The sequence below is a fragment of the Gammaproteobacteria bacterium genome (assembly GCA_019911805.1).
Classification (GTDB): Bacteria; Pseudomonadota; Gammaproteobacteria; order Thiohalobacterales; family Thiohalobacteraceae; genus JAHJQQ01.
In genome coordinates this window covers 1-18,177 of record JAIOJV010000029.1, presented here as the reverse complement: position 1 = coordinate 18,177, position 18,177 = coordinate 1, and the positions used below count along the sequence as shown (strand labels likewise).

The following is an 18,177-nucleotide window of genomic DNA, read 5'->3' as shown; positions in this document are numbered from 1 at the left end:
ATCAGACTCCGGGCTTCGCGACACCATAGCGGCGATAGAGCAGAGGTAACAGGAACAGGGTCAGCAGGGTGGAGGATACCAGGCCGCCAATGACCACGATGGCCAGTGGGCGCTGGATTTCCGAGCCCGGTCCCTGGGCGAACAACAGCGGCATCAGGCCAAAGGCCGCGATGCTCGCAGTCATCAACACCGGCCGCAGCCGTCGCTGGGCACCGTCGGTCACCACTTCCGCAATGGGCCGGCCCAGGGCCCGCAGCTGGTTGAAGTAGGTCAGCATCACCACCCCGTTCAGCACCGCGATGCCGAGCAGAGCGATGAACCCCACCGAGGCCGGGACGGACAGGTACTCACCGGTGAGCCAGAGGGCCACGATGCCGCCGATCAGCGCGAAGGGGATGTTGCTCAGCACCAGCACCGACTGCCGCACCGAGCGGAAGGTGGCGAACAGGGTCAGGAAGATCAGCCCCAGGGCCACCGGCACCACGATGGACAGGCGCTTCGCGGCACGCTGCTGGTTCTCGAATTGCCCACCCCATTCCAGGTAATAACCGACCGGCAGTTGCACCTGTCCGGCCACCACGCGCTTGGCCTCTTCCACGAAACTCACCAGGTCGCGCCCCTGGACGTTGGCGATCACCACTGCCATGCGGTTACCATGTTCCCGCTGCACCGCCACCGGTCCCTCGGTGCGCTCCAGGGTTACCAGGTCTTGCAGGCCGGTGGTCTCGCCGTTGGTCAGGGCAAAGCGCAGATTGGCGAATCGTGCCGGGGATGTCTGCAGGCCTTCCGGTCCCCGCAGCATCAGGGGTATCCGTCGTGCCTCCTGGTATACCGTACCCACTTCCATCCCTTCCACCTGGGTACGCAGGGCACGTTGCAGCTCGTCCATGGAGATACCGAGGCGGCCCACTGCCATACGATCGGCCACCAACCGATAATATTGGGCTCCTTCATTGCGTGGGGTGAACACATCCTCGGCCCCGTCCACCTTGCCCAGGGCGGCGACGATGGCGTCGGCGCTGCGGTTCAGCTTGTCCTGATCGCCACCGAAGATCTTGATGGCGAGGTCGCCGCGCACCCCGGTCAGCATCTCCGAGACCCGCATCTCAATGGGCTGGGTGAAGGCGTAATCGACACCGGGGAACTGATCCAGCACCACGCGCAGCGCCGCAGTCAACTCCTCCTTGCTATCCATGCGCCACTGATCACGGGGTTTCAGGACCAGGAAACTGTCGGTCTGGTTGAGCCCCATGGGATCCAGGCCCAGTTCATCGGAGCCGGTGCGTGCCACCACGCCACTAACTTCCGGGACCTGCTGCAGCAGGGCGCGCTGTACCCGCAGGTCGATATCAAGGGACTGTTCCAGGTTGATGGAAGGCAGCTTTTCCAGCTGCACGATCAAGTCGCCCTCGTCCATGGTGGGCATGAAGGACTTGCCGATCTGGGTATAGAGCGAGCCGGCGATCACCAGCAGGGCAGCGGCAGCGATGGTGACCGTGCGCCCATGGTCCAGTACCCAATGCAGCACCGGCCGATAGCCACGCTGCAGCCACTGCACCAAGCGCGGTTCTTCATGGGACACCTTGCCGATCAGGTAGGATGCCAACACCGGGATCACGGTCAGCGACAGCAGCAAGGAGGCGCTGAGGGCGAACACGATGGTCAGTGCCACGGGAATGAACAGCTTGCCCTCCAGTCCCTGCAGGGTGAGCAGCGGCAGGAACACGATGATGATGATCAGGATGCCGGAGGTGACCGGTACCGCCACCTCGCTGGCTGCGCGGTAGATCAGATGCAGACGCGGCAGGCGCGAGGTGGCACCGCCGCGGGCCAGATGGGTAACTACATTCTCCACCACCACCACGGCGGCATCCACCAGCATGCCGATGGCAATGGCCAGGCCACCCAGGGACATGAGGTTGGCGGACATACCGAAGCGGTACATGAGCACGAAGGTGGCGAGTGCCGCGAGCGGCAGGATGAAGGCCACGGTGAGCGCGGCGCGCAGATCCCCGAGGAACAGTACGAGCAGGATCAACACCAGCACCGTGGCCTCCAGCAGGGCCTTAGTGACCGTGCCGACGGCCTTGTTGACCAGTTGGCCACGATCGTAGAACACGTTGATATGGACCCCTTCGGGCAGTGCCGGCTGCAGCTCCTCGAGTTTGGTCCGTACCCCCTGCACCACATCGCGGGCATTGGCACCCCGCAGGCCGAGCACCAGGCCTTCCACCGCCTCACCCTTGCCGTTGTGGGTGACGGCGCCATACCGGGTCACGGCGCCGGTGCGCACGCTGGCCACATCGGCCACCCGCACCGGTTCGCGGCGATCGGCACGCACGACAATGGCACGGATATCATCGAAGGTTTGGATGCTGCCCTCGGTGCGCACCAGCAGCACCTCCTCCCCATCGTTGAGGCGACCGGCGCCGTCGTTGCGGTTGTTCTGTTCCAGCGCCGTGCGCAGTTCACTGAGAGGGATGCCCAGGGCCTGCAGGCGGGCGTTGTCGGGGACCACCTCGAAACTGCGCACCTGGCCGCCCAGGGCATTGACGTCGGCCACCCCGGCCACAGAGCGCAAGGCCGGGCGGATCACCCAGTCGAGCAGGTCGCGGCGCTGCATGTTATCGAGCGTGCCGCCCTCGATGGTGAACATGAACATCTCCCCCAGGGGGGTGGTCATGGGAGCGATGCCGCCGGAGACATCCGCGGGCAGGTCGCCCCAGATCGCGCCCAGTCGCTCAGCCACCTGCTGGCGGGCCCAGTAGATGTCGGTGCCTTCGGTAAAGTCCACGGTGATATCGGTCAGTGCATACTTGGCCACCGAACGCAGCATGGATTGCTGCGGGATGCCGAGCATCTCCACCTCGATGAGGGCGGTGATGCGGGTTTCCACCTCCTCGGGCGTCATGCCCGGCGCCTTGATGATGATCTTCACCTGGGTGGTGGAGACATCCGGAAAGGCATCGATGGGCGTATTCTGAAACGCCACCCAGCCGGCGCCACCGATCAGCACGATCAGCAGCAGCATCAGCATGCGCTGGGTGAGCGCGAACTCGATCAGGCGCTGCAGCATTATTCAGTGCCCCCGGACCAAGCGGCCTTGAGGGTGGCTACACCCCGCACGGCGATCTGGCTGTCGGTGGCCAGCACGGTCTGGATTACCAGGTGCTCCGGCTCCTCCATGATCACGGTGACGGCGACCGGCACAAAGCCATCCGGCCGGGATACGAAGACATAGTGTTTGCCGGCACTGCGGATCAGCGCCTCGCGGGGAATGCGGTAGCGATCAGCTGCGGCCGGCATGGCGATCTGGACCTGCACGAACTGACCGGGCCGCAGCAGCTCGCTGCCGGTACCCACCTCGGCACGGATCAACACCCCCTGGTCGGCGCCATGCACCATGTGGCCGATGTTGATAACCTCACCCCGCAGGGGTGGGTCGTTCTGCACCAGCACCTGTTGGCCCACGGCGGTGGTGCCGAGCTGTTCCAGCGGCATATGAATCTCCAGCCACAGTGGTTTGAGACTGGCCACGCGATACAGGGCATCGGCCGCCGCCACCCGGGTGCCGGGGGTGACCATCTGTTCCAGCACCACACCGTCGAAGGGTGCGCGGACCAGCAGGGTACCTGTCAACTGGCGCAGCTGTTCCAGGACCCGCAGGGCTTCACCCTCCAAGCCGGCCAGCTCCAACAGCCGCTTCAGGCGCGCCACCGTGGTGGCCAGTTCCTGATAGCTGGCCTGGGATTCCAGCATTCTGCGCTCGGCGATAATGCCCTCCTGGTACAACTGGCGGTCGCGCTCGTAGTTGCGGCGGGCCAGCGTCAGCCGGGTACGGTTTTCCAGGTAATCGCTTTCCAGTTCCAGCAAGGCCGGGCTCTGGATGCGCAGCAGGGTCTGGCCGGCCTGGACTGCCTCGCCCGCGCTTACCAGCAAGGTCTCCACGAGCCCACTCTGGGGGGCGGTCACCACCTGCAGCTGGGCATTGGGTACCGTGACCCGGGCCGGCAGCAGAGCGCTGCGGTTGTATTCGATGGGCTGCAGCGCGGCGGTCTCGATGCCAATGGCCTGGCGTTGTTCCGCGGTGATATTCACCAACGGTTCGGCGGCGAGCCGCGCGCTGCCCAAGGACAACAGTAATGACAGCAGGATGATAGTGATTTTCATTCAGGTATCACTCCCAGGGCTTGGTTGTACCGGGCGATGGCGCGGCCATGCGCGAGGCGCTGCAGTTCCACTTCGCGCGCTGCAGCCAGCGCCTGGGCACGAGCCTGCAACAAGGTGAAAAGGTCGCCTTCCCCCAGTTCGAAGGCCCGCTGATTGAGGCGCAATCCTTCCGCAGCCAGTCGCTGTTGTTCCTGTGCAAGCCGCAGCGACTGGTCGGCGCGTGCCCGCTCGCTGTTCGCCTGGATCAGCGCCTGCTCCAGTTCCCGCTGGAGACGGAGCAGGGTGTTAGTGGATTCGGTCAGGGCACGTTCCGCCGCCGCAGTACGCGGCGCCGCCTGGCTGGCCATGCCCAGGGGCAGGTTGATCTCCAGGGCCAGGGACTGGTCGGTGCTGAACCCCTGCTGCGCCCGTTCGCTGATGGCGCCAATGCTGACCACTGGATTGGCGCGTTTTTCATCCCTGATCTGGTTGCGCTCGGCACGGGCCCGGGCGATGGCGACTTCGGCCGCGGCCAGTACGGGATGACCGCTGCCGATGTCCCTGTCCGCCGCGCGCGACTCCTCCTCGAGACACGGTAATTCCGTCTGGCCGGTGAGCATCTGATAGCGCTGCAACAGCGACTGATGATGGGAGTTGGCGGCGGTTAGCTCCAGCTCCCGCGCCAGGGTTTCCTTCTGGGCCAGGATCAGGTCGGTGCGGGCCAGTTCGCCGGCCTGCAGGCGATGTTCCACGTCCGTCTGCAGACTACGGGCGCTGGCGACCGCCTGCTGTGCCAGTTGCCATTCCGCCTCGGCGATACGCAGTGACCAGAGCCATTCCCGCACTGTGCCAGCTACCCGCCAGCGCAGCATCCATTCCTGGGCGGCCGCCTCTTCCTCCGTGGCGGTGGCCACCAGACGGCGATTGGCACGTTGGCCCGGCAGCCATACCGGCATCGCAAGGCCGCCTTCCCAGTACCGGTAGCCGGCATTGGTATCGATGGCATCGGTTTCATGGCGCAGAGTCAGGGCCGGATCAGCCGCGAACAGGCTGCTGGACTGGCGCTGCAGGGCCCGACCTTCGGCCCGGATAGCACCGGCGAGGCTTTGATCCGGATCGCGCGCGACGCTGGCGTCGATGATGTCGCGCAGGGAAGGTTCGGCCCGGACGACGAAGGGAACCAGCGCCGTCAGCAGCAGGAGAGTCAGAGGAGTGAGCTTCATGGCGGTTAACTTCAGGGGGGATTCCGATGGCGAAATAGCCAGTGAAATAATAGGAACTTCAGCTGAATTCAAACTGAAGCACTGTTATCCCGACAAAATGGGACCGCAGTGCTTGCGAACGGAACAGGCCCGAATAGGAGCCACCATCGTCAACCAGTCCGTGCGACCCGGACAGGAAGGTGGTCACGCCCCAGTCCCGCTCCGGCGGCTGCCACACCAGTGTGGCACCGGGGGTATAGTCCGGTAACGCAATCGTGGGATTGTTGACGAACGCGCTGTTGAGAAACTGCTCGGTCTCACTGTTAGCCACCTCGCTGGTATCCAGAAAACCGGCAGCATCGATCAGCCCGGTGCTGAACTGCAGACCAGCGGCGGTGGGCACCGTCATGAACAGTTCAGAGCGTTGCACCCGGCCGCGTCCGTCGCCATCGAGCGCACTGCCGCTGTCACCGTTCGCCTCCGGCACGGCCACACTCACACTGCTGGCGCCCGGGGTGGTGCTGCCTTCAAGATGCAGGTGCACATGCACGCCGCGGAAGGTGCGCGACAGCAGGACGTCGAACGACGCCGTGGCATCTTTACGCACCGCATCATCCCACGGCACCAGCCCGATGAACGTCAAGCCAGTATCTACCTCCAGGTCACCGAACCACGCCGGACGCTCCCAGGCGGCGGCCGGATCAAACCACAATAACGCTCCGCATAAGGCACCGGCAGTGCGCCAGCCGCGATGGCCTGCTTGACCGCGCGGTCGTTTCGGTGGACATTCCAAGAACAGGTTTGTACGGCGTTGTGCTACGCGTCGCTGCACGGAAGCCTCTCTACATCGTCTATATCGGAAAATACAGCGGGAAAACGGCCTTACGCCTGCACAAATCGGTGGCATTCGCAATGCGCCCCGCAGAACGGATCATCTGCGGAATCTGTTGCTGCGACATTGCAGGACGGCTGCGAGATGTAACAGTGTGTAACCGTGCTGATATCCGGCCCGGTACCGACGATGAGAGGCGACGATGAGCGAACCCAGTATCCTGGTTGTTGACGACGACCCCGGTCTGCGCGACCTGTTACAGCGTTATTTACGTGCGCAGGACTTCTCGGTTGCGGCGGTGGCCGACGGTGAATCGATGCAGGCGCACCTGGCACGGCATGGCGTCGATCTGATCATCCTGGACGTCATGTTGCCCGGGGAGGACGGCCTGACGCTGGCGCGGCGGCTGTGCAACAGTGACGAGATCCCGGTCATCATGTTATCGGCACGGGGCGAGGACATGGACCGGATCATCGGCATCGAGGTAGGCGCCGACGACTATCTGGCCAAGCCGTTCAATCCACGCGAGCTCCTGGCCCGTATCCGTGCGGTACTGCGCCGGCGCGCACAACGCTCGCCATCGACGCCGGCCGCCCCACCTGCCTACCGCTTCGGCTCCTTCGAGCTGGATGCCGCCGCACACCGGCTGACCTGCGACGGCGAGGAGATCCGCCTCACCAATGCCGACTTCAAGCTGCTGCACGCGTTCGTGACGCATCCCAACAAGGTGCTCAGCCGCGACGCGCTGATGGACATCCTCAAGGGTTATGAGCGGTCACCGTTCGACCGCAGCATCGACGTACGGGTGACGCGCCTGCGTCGCAAGATCGAAACGGACCCGGCCGATCCGGCCTATATCTGCACCATCTGGGGCGAGGGCTACCTGTTCTCCCCCGAAGGTCGTTCCCGCTGAGGCCGCGCGTGGCCCGCCGTCCCACCACGCTGTTCGCCCGCACGGCGATCACCATCGCCATCGTCATGATCGTCTTCGAGCTGTTTGCGTTCCTGTTGACGGCCTACTATGTGATGATCCCCGTGGCGAAGCGTTCGGCCGACGACCTGGCGGCCTTCATCGTCACAGCGGTGGAGGCCTGGGAGGCACTCCCACCCGCCGCGCGGCCCGCACTGGAATACGACCTGGAAGCGCGTCAGGGCCTGGTGATGCATGCGGACATGGCACCGCTGGAACACGTGCGCGTCTACCTCCCCTATGTCTATTTCCTGCGTAACTCGCTGCTGCACCGGCTGCAGACGGATATCCGCTTCGACCGCGGCCGTGACCAGGATGGCGAGACCTGGTACTGGTTCGACATACCACGCCCACAGGCGACGCTGCGGCTCGGCTTTCCCGCGTCCCGCATCGACATCCATATCCCCTCGGCGCTGATTTCTATCCTGATCAGCAGCGCTCTGCTCACCGGCATTACCACCGTCCTGTTGGTACGGCGGCTGACCCGCCCGCTCGCCCGGCTCGCGAGCGCCGCCGAGCAGCTGGGTGCCGGCGACATGCCCGGTCCCGTGCCGGAGACCGGCCCGGGCGAGCTCGCGACCCTGGCGCGCACCTTCAACGACATGGCCGCACAGATCCAGCAGCTGCTGTCCAACCGCACCGTACTGCTCGCCGGCATCGCCCACGACCTGCGTACACCCATTGCGCGCATCCGCCTGGCCGTCGAGATGCTGGACGACGGAGCCGGGCAGACCGACACGGCGCTCATCGAGCAGATCACCGCCGACCTCGAGGACATGAATCGGTTGATCGGCGAATCACTCGCCTTCAGCCGCGGCCTGCATCTCGACGATGGCAGCGAGCTCGCAGTCAACGACCTGCTGGAGAAACTGGTCGCCGACATGGACCCGACCGGTGAATGGATCCGCTTCGAACCGGCCGATCCACCTTGCCGCTGCCATGCCTCGACGCTGGTACTGCGCCGCATCGTCCAGAACCTGCTGTGCAATGCCCTGCGCTACGGCGGTGGTAAACCGATACGGGTGTGTTGTGGCCCCACGCCCGAGGGTACGCTGATCCGTGTCATCGATCAGGGACCCGGCATACCGGCGGAGGAACTCGAGCTGGTGTTCCAGCCGTTTTACCGCCTGGACAAGTCCCGCAACAGCCGCACCGGTGGCAGCGGTCTCGGCCTCGCGATCGCGCGCCAGCTGGCGGATCGGCATCGCTGGGCACTCGACCTGCATTCCACCCTGGGACAAGGTACGGAGGCGCGTCTGCGCATCGGTACCGCAACACCTACCGCCGTTTCCAGTACGTAGCACTCTGCATACAACTGGTAACAGACACCGCCCTGAATCCTTCGTTAGCCTGACACACGAATGGCCGGCCGTGCTGCCCGTGGCGGCGCGAGCTGCGGCACGACACCGGCGCGGCCTCGGCGTCTTCGACTCAAGACAAAACTGCAGAAAAGGGGGGTGTATCGACATGAACAGAACGACATTGGCAGGCGCCATCGCGCTGTGCGTCATGGTCTGTAAGCCGGCCGTGGGTGCAGGGGATCCCAGTGCCGGCAAAGAGAAGTCGTTCAACTGTGAGGCCTGCCACAGTGCCGCCAATCTGGCCATGAATCCGACCTGGCCGCGGCTGGATGGCCAGAACGTTGATTACCTGGTCAGGCAGATGCAGGATTTCCAGGCCGGGAAGCGTCTCAATGGCGTCATGCAACAGATGCTGGCGAGCCTCAGTGAGGCCGATATCATGGACGTCTCTGCCTATTACGCCAGCCTGCCGCTGCCGCCGCCGGGCGAGGCCGACCCCAAGTTGGCCGCACAGGGGAAGAAACTCTACACCCAGGGGACTTCCGCTGTCGCGAGCTGCGCGAGTTGTCATGGTGCGAACGGCCACAGCGAGGCCGCTGGTGGATTCTCCATTCTCGCCGGTCAGCAGTCACGCTACGTCTTCAATCAGCTGCTCGCCTATAAGTACGGCGACCGCAGCAACGATTCCGGGTCGGTCATGCGCGACATCGCCGCGAAGCTCGACGATGCAGAGATGGAGGCCGTGGCGGCCTATGTCGCAAGCCTGAAATGAGAACGGCACAGCCGGTGCAACGACGATTGCCGTTGCACCGGCTGTGCCGCAGGGGTGCGGATGTGCGTCGTTCCCCGCCCAGCCGATACCGACCATCGATTATTGATCATTCGGCCTGGCCGGCTGTCACCGGTCTGTTTCGGCCGTATCTTCCGGGCGTCCGCTGATGCGTTTACGGCCTGTGACCATGGCCGAGATCAGCCCACCGCCTTCACGCAGTTCCGCCAGTACCACGCCGATGACGTGCAGTGGTACCGTCAGCACCAGCATATAAAACGTAATTTCATGGATCGCGACGAAAGACTCGCGGAAATGACGCATATCGGCATAGGCAATGGCATCGACCAGGGTGCGGTCACCCGGAACGAGCTGTGCGGGATCCACCCCTGGCGCCACCACCCAGTGAGCGATCCAGCCGCCCAGCGGCGGATAGTAGATCTCCGTCCCCGCCAGGATCATGCCGGTGAAACCCTGTACGAGCAGCAACGCCAGCAACAGGCTTATTATCAACCGACCTGCCGGATTGTGTCCCATGTACGGCCTCGAGGTGCCGCACTGCAGGGCCTGCAGATAACGGCCGAACCGTGCCCAGAAGGCGGGACCTGCCGGGAGCAGATCACGCCAGCTGGCATGCGGACTGTCGCCGCAGGCCCACACCAGCCGCATCAACAGGTTCACAGCGAATACATAGCCGATCCAGACATGCAACGTCTTGAGCAGCAGTTTCCCGTCCGTGGAGAGACCCAGTATCTTGCTGTTGAGCAGTGCCAGTCCGATGCCGGCCAGACACAACACGGTCAGCAGGTTGACCCAGTGAAAGACCCGCACCACGCGATCCCACACCCGGTACTCGTGGCACTCGAAGGTGTTCATGCCATGGATCGTCCCGTGATCCGTGTCCAGCAGGATGATATTACCCCCATCCAGCGCCTCCCCTGTCGGGTGTGACGAGGGAGGGCCGGGTGGACAGAAGCAGGTATCGGGTATGGTGCACCGCCGGCATCAATGCACATGTCCCTCGGGTGCCTTGCCGGCAAACTGCGGGAAACGGTCGGTCACGAACTGGCTGTGGCAGGTCTGACAGCTATCGACCATTTTTCCGTAGTAGAAGCGCTGCAGCTCGAAGTCCTTCTGCTCGGCCGCATGGGCAAGCTTCTTGGCCGTCACGTGGAATTCGCCATCGAGTGCCAGAAACTCCTTCGACGCCGCCGCCATCAGGTCCTTCTTGTCCTGCTCGGTCAGCTGCTGGGTCAGGATGAAACTGTCATGCACCTGCATGGCCATGTTCTCCACGATGGAGCTGTCGCCGGCCACGAGGCCGTTCATGATATGTTCCATGGCCTGACGGATGGAGAGCATCTCGTCGCGCAGCAGTTCGTGCAGGCGCGGTGTGAGCTTGGGCCCGATCGGCTCCTGTGCAGGTACTGCGGCTGGCAGCAGGGATCCCGTCAGCAAGGCCGCCATGAGGGTGCTGGTACGGAATCGCTTCTGGAACAGGTGTCTGATCGAAATGTATTTCATCGGATTTCCTCGCTTCTTGATGTCATTGCTTCAATGGAAAATCAGCCAGCCGCCGTGTCCTAATCGAGCCTGACCTTGATGGACAGTGCGCCGCGCAGATCACCGAGCTTGTAGTCCATGGCGCGGTCGTGCGGGTAGAGGGTCTGGATACGTGCGGCGACATCGGGGGCGACCTCGGTTGCCGAGCCATGGCAACTCAGGCACAGGCCTTCGACCGGGATCGCCTTCATGAAGCGCGCATAGCGCACGCCGCCCTCCTCGACCACCTCGTAGCGCGCGACCTCCTTCTCACCGTCGCCCAGACGTTTGCTGAAATCCTGCAACACCTGGTGTTCATAGGCGTCCGGCATGTCGAGCGGGTTACGCGTCCGGTCCGTCACACGACGGATAGACCAGCCGCTGGCACGGGCCGCATCGCTGCCGATGCGCGCCGCCTCGTCACTGCAGACCGCGAGGGCATCGACTGGGCCGCCCGCCTGCATCTGCTGCTGCAGCATCGCCTTGAGCTGGCCGGCATAGCCTTTGGCCACGGCCTTGACTTCGTCGATTGGTGGCGCACCGGACTCCTGAGGCGCCTTGCCCGCCCACAGGGTCATGGTGCCCGCGGCGGCCAAGAGGCCGATCACGATTGGCTGTATTCGCATGTCTCGTCTCCTTCGTTGGACAAAGCCCGCCGCCTTGCGGCGGCGGGCAGCGGATCAGTCATAGGACACTGGGTAATTGCGTGTGATGTGCCAGTCCATCATGCCCGTCGCCATGTACGCCGTGCGATAGCCGGCGTCGGCCAGCGTCTTGGCCGGCTGCAGGCCCTGCGAGCCGAACATGTCGATGACGACAATCTCCTTGTCCTTCGGCAGCTGATCCATCTTCTGTGCCAGTTCCTCGGGACGGATGTGCAGACTGTTCGGGATATGACCCATGATGCGGTAGGCAATATCACTCTGCAGGTCGAGGAAGAGTTTATTACTGTCCTTGGCCTGCCAGGCAGCATAGACTTCGGGTGTGTCATAGAACTTCACGCCGCTTTCGCGCGCATCACTCTCACCCCGGCGCATAGCAGTACTGTTCTCGAAGGTACGCAGATACTTTACGATCGCCCACATCTGCTGCTCGGTGAGCTTGTCGGCGAAGGTCGGCATGACGATGGGCGAACCAGGCTTCTGCGGCGGCCCAAAGCGTACGATCTCGAAGTGCTCGTGGTCACTGTGCAGTGACAGGTAGGACTGCATGGTGATCGGCGGGAAACGTCCCTGGCCGTCGATGCCGTGACAGGAGGCGCAGACACCCTCAAACAGCTTCTTGCCGTCGCCGGGCGCGGCACCGCTGATGCGCTTGACACTGCTGGCGATGAAGAAGTCACCCTTGTCCTCCGGCGGGATGGTGTCCGGCGGCGCGATCTGCTCGTGGAAATCGTTGACCGCGTATTCGACCAGCGCGAAGTCCGGGGTCTTCTTGATGTCTACCTTATAGAGCTGCACGTGCTCCTTGAGGTACTTTTCCATATCCGAGCGGGTCAGATTCATCTTGCGGATCGCGGCGATCTGCTCGGGTCGCAGTACGCGCCAGATTCGATCCATGTAGACCGTCTCGTAGTTCGCCGAGCTCGACGCCTTGATGATGTCCGGGTTGGGATCATACATACGCCGCAGCGGCCGGAAATACAGTGCCAGGCGGAATATCTGACTCATCTCGAAGGAATCACGATCCTCGGCCAGTAATAGCGCCGTCCCCAGCGTCAGGCTCTGCATGGGGCTGAGTGCCTCCTCCGGACTCACCGCCTTGTATTCATCGTCACTCTTGGCCTGCAGCGATGCACCGCCATCCTTCAGCAGCTTGGCGGTATTCTGGGCGGCCATGAAATCGGGATTCAGCGAACCGCTGCCGCCCTTCGGGATCTTCATGCCGGAACTGATCATGAAGCCCATGAGATCCCCCTTGCTGTAGTGCTCGCTCTTGACCTTTGCAACCAGCTCCGGCCCCATCAGTGCCTCGATCTTTGCGCGCGTGGCGTTGATGGCGGCATCACCTGCCTTGGCATCGACCTGTCCGGCCAAGGTATCCCACAATGCCGCGGCCGCAGCCTGATTCTTGACCTGGGCGGGATCATCCTTCAGCGCATTCATGACACCCAGCGCCAACTGGGTATGCGGACTCAGGGCATCGGTGTAGTTCGTATCCCAGCCGACATCGGAGCTGGCTGGTGCAAATTGCGGGCCCATGCAGCCGGCACTGGTCAGTGCAATCGCCACACCGAGGGCTGCAGGAAGCAGTTTCTTGGAAAACCGGGAAACAGTGTTTACGGACATGGATGCATACTCCTCTCTACTCACTGGTTATAAACGGATGACCTGCTGGGTTCGGACACGCCTTCAATGCCGATGGGTGAATTGCAATGTGATTCAGGTTGGTCTCTAAGCTGACATCGATCGGCGGGCCGACGGAGGCCGTCATGCTGTTTCCGAAACCATGGATGATGGACAGCGTGAGCTGTCGACAACCGGGTGACACAAAATTCCGTACCGAACGACAGGTTGCGCCCGACGATGGTGGTGACGCCGACATAGCTGATTGATATCCTCCGGACCGAACAACGAATCGCCGGAGTCGTAACCGGGCAGCAAGGCCATGCGGTCGTTTACCACTGACTGCCACGACACCTCCGTACAACATCCCGATCCGATCGCTACGGGCCATGTATTTCTCATCGTTGCCCTCCGGACTGACTTGCGCTCGTGAGTAATTCCAGGTGGCCAGTCGAAAAAGGTCCGATCCGTATCCCTAAACGGAATAGCGGATCGGACAGCCTTCACCCTACCTACCCTGAAACTCCCCCCTTGCTACAGTTCAGTACGCTATCCCGCAGGTGTTTCGCGGATATTGCTGAATGCGGGCAAGTTGTAACAGGGTGTTACCTGACGACGGGCGGTATGAACAAGCGAGGAGAAATGTGACTTGATGCCGGTGGTGTCCGGCGCGGTAAAGGAGAGGCCGATCGTACGGTGCGATCAGAGGCCGAAGCGGCTCGTGCTGGGGATCTCGTACTCTGCGGTGGTGAATTCGTAATTCAGCGCCCGCGAGGGTTGCTGCAGAAAGTAACCTTGTACATGGGTGACGCCGCAACGCCACAGGCGCGATACGCTCTCGGCATCCTGCACGAAGCCGGCGATGGTCTTTGCGCCCGCTGTTTCCGCAGCGCCAATCATCGCGCCGATGGCCTCGATCGTGGCCTCCGGGTGGGCGTTGCCGGCCGTGAGCGACCGGTCCAGCTTGATGAAGTCCATGGTGACCTGATGGAAGATACCGGTCTCGAGACAGGCGGTACCCGCATGATCCAATGCGATGCGGCATCCGATCGCGCGGATCGCGCTCAACGCGGCGGCCATGTCCGCCCGCAACGGTGTAATATCCCGACAGGATATCTCCAGCACCAGCGCACCCGCAGGGATCCCGGCGGCAGACAGCGTCGCGCGCAGCCAGGCTGGAAACTCCGGATCCACCACCGATCCCCGGGACAGATTGACGAACAGCGTGAGCATCTTACCGTGATGTCGCTCTTCGCGGATCACCTCGACCGCATGGCCGATCACCCGGCGGTCGATCGGCACCATCAGGCCGGAACGTTCCGCCGCCGGGATGAAATGCGCCGGCAGGTACTCGCCATCCCCCCCGTGCAGACGCAGCAACACTTCATAGCTGTCGCTGGATACACCACACAGTGCGACGATCGGCTGGTAGACCACGGAAAACAGCCCTTTGTGGGTCAGGGCAGCGTTGATACGTTCGGCCCACAACGCCTGCTCCCGATCCTCGGACAGCGCCGCAAGCGTGGCCGTCGTCTGCAGTACGATCTGAAAACCGCATGAGGTCCCCGGGAAGCGGGTGATATCCAGACTGATTGCGTCGCCCCGGCGGAGGCACAGCTCGAGTCGCCGCGTCGCACCGGCGTCGTCCAGCCGTCCGAGCGCAGCGATGAACGCGGTCCCGGACTCGGCATCGAGCAGCCGCGTGAAGGGCAAGCCCTGGATATCCTCAAAATTCGTGGCCCCAACCAGTGCCAGGTATGCGTCGTTCGCATAGCGATGGCCGACATCGTCGATGAGCGCACCGACGATCGCAAACGGTACCGGGTCGGCATCGAAGGCGCGATGACTGCAGCGCAGCAGCTGCTCAAAGTGCGTCCGGCAATCGCGTAATTGTGCCTGCAGCGCGGCGTGCTGAGTGATGTGCTGGCGTTCACGGTCGAGCACCACACCGAGGTCATCGATAGCCTGGGCGTCCAGGGTCGGATAATAACGGCGCGCCAGGGCACGCCGCTGTCCGACCGTACCCACCACCACCAGCGGCAGCACTTTGCCGCTGCGTTCGATCAGATCGAAGATGCGTTGCGCCGCGGCATCGTCGACGTCCGCGACCCAGGTCTGTCCACGCCACGCCGGCCCGTCGGCCACACTCTCGGCAAAGGCATGTTGGTCGAGCGGGACGAGGTCGAGGGCCAGACCTTCGTTGTGCAGGATGCGCTGGATCTTGGGGAGATCACCGGCCGCGTCGATGACGACCAGCTGCAGTCGCACAGGGTGGGGTGCCGGTGCGGTGGGCCTGCGGGACGACCGGCGAGGCCTGTCCTGATGTCGGGCGGCCCCGGCCGCCGTAGCGACGCCGGCGGCCTTGAGCCAGCGCCGCAGGGTCGCGATGGGGATACCCAGAGAGGTCGCCACCTCGGTCGGTCCCCGCCCCGTCGCCACCGCGGCCAGGGCCGCCCGCTTCTCTGCCTCGGTATAACGACGACGTGCCACGTCCGACGGCCCCCTGCTGTATGCACCTTGTGACAGCCCTGTAGCGACCGCGGCCGGTACGATTTGAGCAACCGCCTGAATTGATCAGATTTCCGATCCCGTTTCCTCTGCGCACAGCGCGGCCCGCTCGGCGGGCTCCAGCCGCTCCAGATCGGCAGGCCGATCGAGATCCCACAGGGTCGGCAGCTCCGTGGCCTCCCAGCCCAGATCTGCCAGTCGCCGGCGGGTCTGGGTCAGTACCTGCGGGCCGCCCCAGTCGATGCCGGTGAACAGCGTCGCTGCCGGGCGCCGCAGACCGACCAGGACATAGCCACCGTCCTCAGCCGGACCCAGTACCGCCGGGCGACCCGCCGCGAGCGCATCGCAGGCGTGCGCGAGGCAGGCGCAGTCCAGCGCGGGGCAGTCGGTGCCGATCAGGAGCGCGAACTCGGCCGTGGTCAGGGCCGTTGCCAGGGCTGCGTGCATGCGCTCGCCGAGGTCGCGTCCCCGTTGCGCGATCAGCGGGACACCGGCGCCGGCGAGCGACTGGAACAGGGGGTGCTGGCCGTCGGGCGCGACGTGCAGTTCGAGCGGCGCGAGTCCGCAGGCACTCACCCGCGCGATGGTGCGCCGCACCAGCCGCGTATGCAGCCGTGCCGCGCCGGCGGCGCCCAGTGCCGGGATGAGGCGTGTCTTCACCGCCCCGGCAACCGGCGCCTTGGCGAACACCAGGATGCGGGCGCTGGGATGACGCATCGTTCAGCCCTGACGGTAGCGCGCCGCCAGGCGCTCGGCCGGCACGCCACGCCAGTAGTCGAAGCGCAGCCGCCACATCAGCAGGATGGTACGCAGCACGCCGTGTTGTTCCCAGCGGCGGCTGGACGTCAGCAGGCGCACGCGCAGACAGGCCGGTGGGCCGGAGCGCCTGAGCGCGCGGCTCAAGGCGATGTCCTCCATCAGTGGGATGTCGGGAAAGCCACCCACGCGTTCGAACAACTCGCGTCGCACGAACAGGCCCTGATCGCCGGTGGCGATGCCGGTGAGGCGCGAGCGCAGGTTCATCAGCGCCTCCACCGCGCGCAGCAGCGGTTGCGGCCCCGACAGGCGCACATCGAAGCGGCCCCAGGCACGCTGCGTCAGCGCCTCCAGCAGGGTCGCAGCGGCGCCGGCAGGGACCAGGGTGTCGGCATGCAGAAACCAGAGGGCCTCGCCGTGTGCGGCCTGCGCGCCGCGGTTCATCTGCCGCGCGCGCCCGGGCGGCGCCTGCAACACGCGGTCGCACAGCCCGGTGGCGCGCGCCGCGGTCAGGTCGGTACTGCCGCCGTCCACGACCAGCACCTCGTGACCGCGCGCGCGCAGCGGTTGCAACGGGAGCAGCGTGGCCGCGATCCGGTCGGCCTCGTTCAGCGTGGGGATGACGACGGAGATGCGCATGAACCTGAGAACCCCCTTTCAGCCACGGCTAGCGCATGACTCCAAAAACCGCAACTGCCACGGAAGCGTACGGAAAAATCTTGATGGCCACGGAAACACACGGAAGTACACGGAAAAAATCCATTGTTGAAAACGCAATGAAGCCGTCTGCAGGGTCCCCTCAGCGGACCGGTAGGGTGCGTCGAGGCGCAGCCTGACGCACCAGGTTTCACACCCCGGTGCGTCGCTGCCGCCGACGCACCCTACACGCCCGGTCCCTCACAGGCACGGGGTATGCCGAAAATCCGCCACAAGAACGCACCGATAGGCGCGGAAGAGGCCGACATAACGGGTTTTACATTCCGTGTACTTCCGTGTGTTTCCGTGGCCAAAAAAGGTTTTGTCTGTGTTGGTCCGTGGATTCCGTGGCCAAAAAAGGTTTTCCCCATGCCGTTCCGCAGATCCCGGGCCATGATTGTATAATGTCCACCCGCGGTACCGCCGCGGCCCCGAAGCCACCTGCGCACCGCGCGAACCCTATGCGACTGCCCTGGAACGAGATCGATTCCGTCCTGCTCGACATGGACGGGACACTGCTGGACCTGCACTTCGACAACCACTTCTGGCGCGAGCACGTGCCGCTGCGCTATGCCGAGCGCCACGGGCTGGCGCTCGAGTCGGCCAAGGAGACGCTCTACCCCAAATTCCACTCCGTCGAGGGGCGCATGGAATGGTATTGCGTGGATCACTGGAGCCGTGAGCTGGATCTCGACATCGCCGGACTCAAGCGTGAGGTCGACCATCTGATCGCCGTGCATCCGCACGTCATCGAATTCCTGGACCGCATCCGTGCCGCCGGCAAGCGCATCGTGCTGGTCACCAACGCGCACCACAAGGCCCTCGAGCTGAAGATGCACCACACCTGCCTCGGCGGGCACTTCGACCGTCTGGTGTGCGCCCACGACTACGGCAAGCCCAAGGAGGAGCCGAGCTTCTGGAACTGGCTGCGCGAGCGCGAGCCCTTCCAGCCGGAACGCGCACTGTTCGTCGACGACAGCCTGCCGGTACTGCGCTCCGCGCATCACTACGGCATCCGCCACCTGCTGTGCGTGCGCCAGCCCGACTCCAAGAGCCCGCCGCGCGACATCGATGAATTCCCGGCGATCACACGCTTCGATGAGATTATGCCGGGGTAGGATTCGGGGGTCGGGATTCGGGGGTCGGGATTCAGGATTCAGGATTCAG

General features: G+C 64.0%; 15 protein-coding genes. 4 read left to right on the top strand and 11 right to left on the bottom strand.

The genetic code is table 11. The features are described 5' to 3' along the window. Nucleotide 1 precedes the first annotated feature (1 nt). Genes K8I04_02220 through K8I04_02205 form a run of 4 tightly spaced genes read right to left on the bottom strand, consistent with a single transcriptional unit; the run spans nucleotide 2 to nucleotide 5,994 of the window. Nucleotides 2–3,076, bottom strand: a complete 3,075-nt coding sequence (locus tag K8I04_02220) for a CusA/CzcA family heavy metal efflux RND transporter (protein ID MBZ0070535.1) — start codon at nucleotides 3,074–3,076, stop codon at nucleotides 2–4. After that, nucleotides 3,076–4,170 carry an efflux RND transporter periplasmic adaptor subunit gene (locus K8I04_02215; protein MBZ0070534.1) on the bottom strand — a complete coding sequence of 365 codons (1,095 nt, stop codon included), beginning with the start codon at nucleotides 4,168–4,170 and terminating at the stop codon, nucleotides 3,076–3,078. The genes K8I04_02220 and K8I04_02215 overlap by 1 nt, the downstream gene beginning before the upstream one ends. Next, the gene (locus K8I04_02210) at nucleotides 4,167–5,372 is read right to left on the bottom strand and encodes a TolC family protein (GenBank protein ID MBZ0070533.1); all 1,206 of its coding nucleotides are present in this window, start codon (nucleotides 5,370–5,372) and stop codon (nucleotides 4,167–4,169) included. The genes K8I04_02215 and K8I04_02210 overlap by 4 nt, the downstream gene beginning before the upstream one ends. A gap of 58 nt (nucleotides 5,373–5,430) precedes the next feature. Further along, nucleotides 5,431–5,994, bottom strand: coding sequence for a hypothetical protein (locus K8I04_02205; GenBank protein ID MBZ0070532.1), 564 nt, complete (start codon nucleotides 5,992–5,994; stop codon nucleotides 5,431–5,433). Nucleotides 5,995–6,385: 391 nt separating this feature from the next. On the opposite strand from K8I04_02205, the gene K8I04_02200 reads away from it, so the two are divergent. From K8I04_02200 to K8I04_02190, 3 genes are all read left to right on the top strand, one after another. Then, on the top strand, nucleotides 6,386–7,096 hold the full coding sequence (locus tag K8I04_02200; protein MBZ0070531.1) for a response regulator: 711 nt from the start codon (nucleotides 6,386–6,388) through the stop codon (nucleotides 7,094–7,096). 8 nt (nucleotides 7,097–7,104) lie between these two features. Next, nucleotides 7,105–8,454 carry a HAMP domain-containing protein gene (locus K8I04_02195; protein ID MBZ0070530.1) on the top strand — a complete coding sequence of 450 codons (1,350 nt, stop codon included), beginning with the start codon at nucleotides 7,105–7,107 and terminating at the stop codon, nucleotides 8,452–8,454. Between the two features lie 166 nt (nucleotides 8,455–8,620). After that, nucleotides 8,621–9,226 carry a cytochrome c4 gene (locus K8I04_02190; protein MBZ0070529.1) on the top strand — a complete coding sequence of 202 codons (606 nt, stop codon included), beginning with the start codon at nucleotides 8,621–8,623 and terminating at the stop codon, nucleotides 9,224–9,226. A gap of 126 nt (nucleotides 9,227–9,352) precedes the next feature. On the opposite strand, the gene K8I04_02185 is transcribed toward K8I04_02190, so the two are convergent. From K8I04_02185 to K8I04_02155, 7 genes are all read right to left on the bottom strand, one after another. Beyond that, on the bottom strand, nucleotides 9,353–10,099 hold the full coding sequence (locus tag K8I04_02185) for a cytochrome b/b6 domain-containing protein (protein MBZ0070528.1): 747 nt from the start codon (nucleotides 10,097–10,099) through the stop codon (nucleotides 9,353–9,355). 129 nt (nucleotides 10,100–10,228) lie between these two features. Next, on the bottom strand, nucleotides 10,229–10,747 hold the full coding sequence (locus K8I04_02180) for a cytochrome c (protein MBZ0070527.1): 519 nt from the start codon (nucleotides 10,745–10,747) through the stop codon (nucleotides 10,229–10,231). Nucleotides 10,748–10,806: 59 nt separating this feature from the next. Then, nucleotides 10,807–11,391, bottom strand: a complete 585-nt coding sequence (locus tag K8I04_02175) for a DUF3365 domain-containing protein (protein MBZ0070526.1) — start codon at nucleotides 11,389–11,391, stop codon at nucleotides 10,807–10,809. 54 nt (nucleotides 11,392–11,445) lie between these two features. Next, complete coding sequence (locus K8I04_02170) at nucleotides 11,446–13,053, bottom strand: c-type cytochrome (GenBank protein MBZ0070525.1); 1,608 nt, start codon at nucleotides 13,051–13,053, stop codon at nucleotides 11,446–11,448. A gap of 699 nt (nucleotides 13,054–13,752) precedes the next feature. Continuing rightward, nucleotides 13,753–15,540, bottom strand: a complete 1,788-nt coding sequence (locus K8I04_02165) for an EAL domain-containing protein (GenBank protein ID MBZ0070524.1) — start codon at nucleotides 15,538–15,540, stop codon at nucleotides 13,753–13,755. A gap of 84 nt (nucleotides 15,541–15,624) precedes the next feature. Beyond that, a complete protein-coding gene (locus K8I04_02160; GenBank protein MBZ0070523.1) occupies nucleotides 15,625–16,275 on the bottom strand; it encodes a TIGR04282 family arsenosugar biosynthesis glycosyltransferase in 651 nt (216 codons plus the stop codon). 3 nt (nucleotides 16,276–16,278) lie between these two features. Next, on the bottom strand, nucleotides 16,279–16,953 hold the full coding sequence (locus tag K8I04_02155) for a TIGR04283 family arsenosugar biosynthesis glycosyltransferase (protein ID MBZ0070522.1): 675 nt from the start codon (nucleotides 16,951–16,953) through the stop codon (nucleotides 16,279–16,281). Nucleotides 16,954–17,471: 518 nt separating this feature from the next. On the opposite strand from K8I04_02155, the gene yrfG reads away from it, so the two are divergent. Then, on the top strand, nucleotides 17,472–18,128 hold the full coding sequence (yrfG, locus tag K8I04_02150) for a GMP/IMP nucleotidase (protein MBZ0070521.1): 657 nt from the start codon (nucleotides 17,472–17,474) through the stop codon (nucleotides 18,126–18,128). Nucleotides 18,129–18,177: the final 49 nt, after the last annotated feature.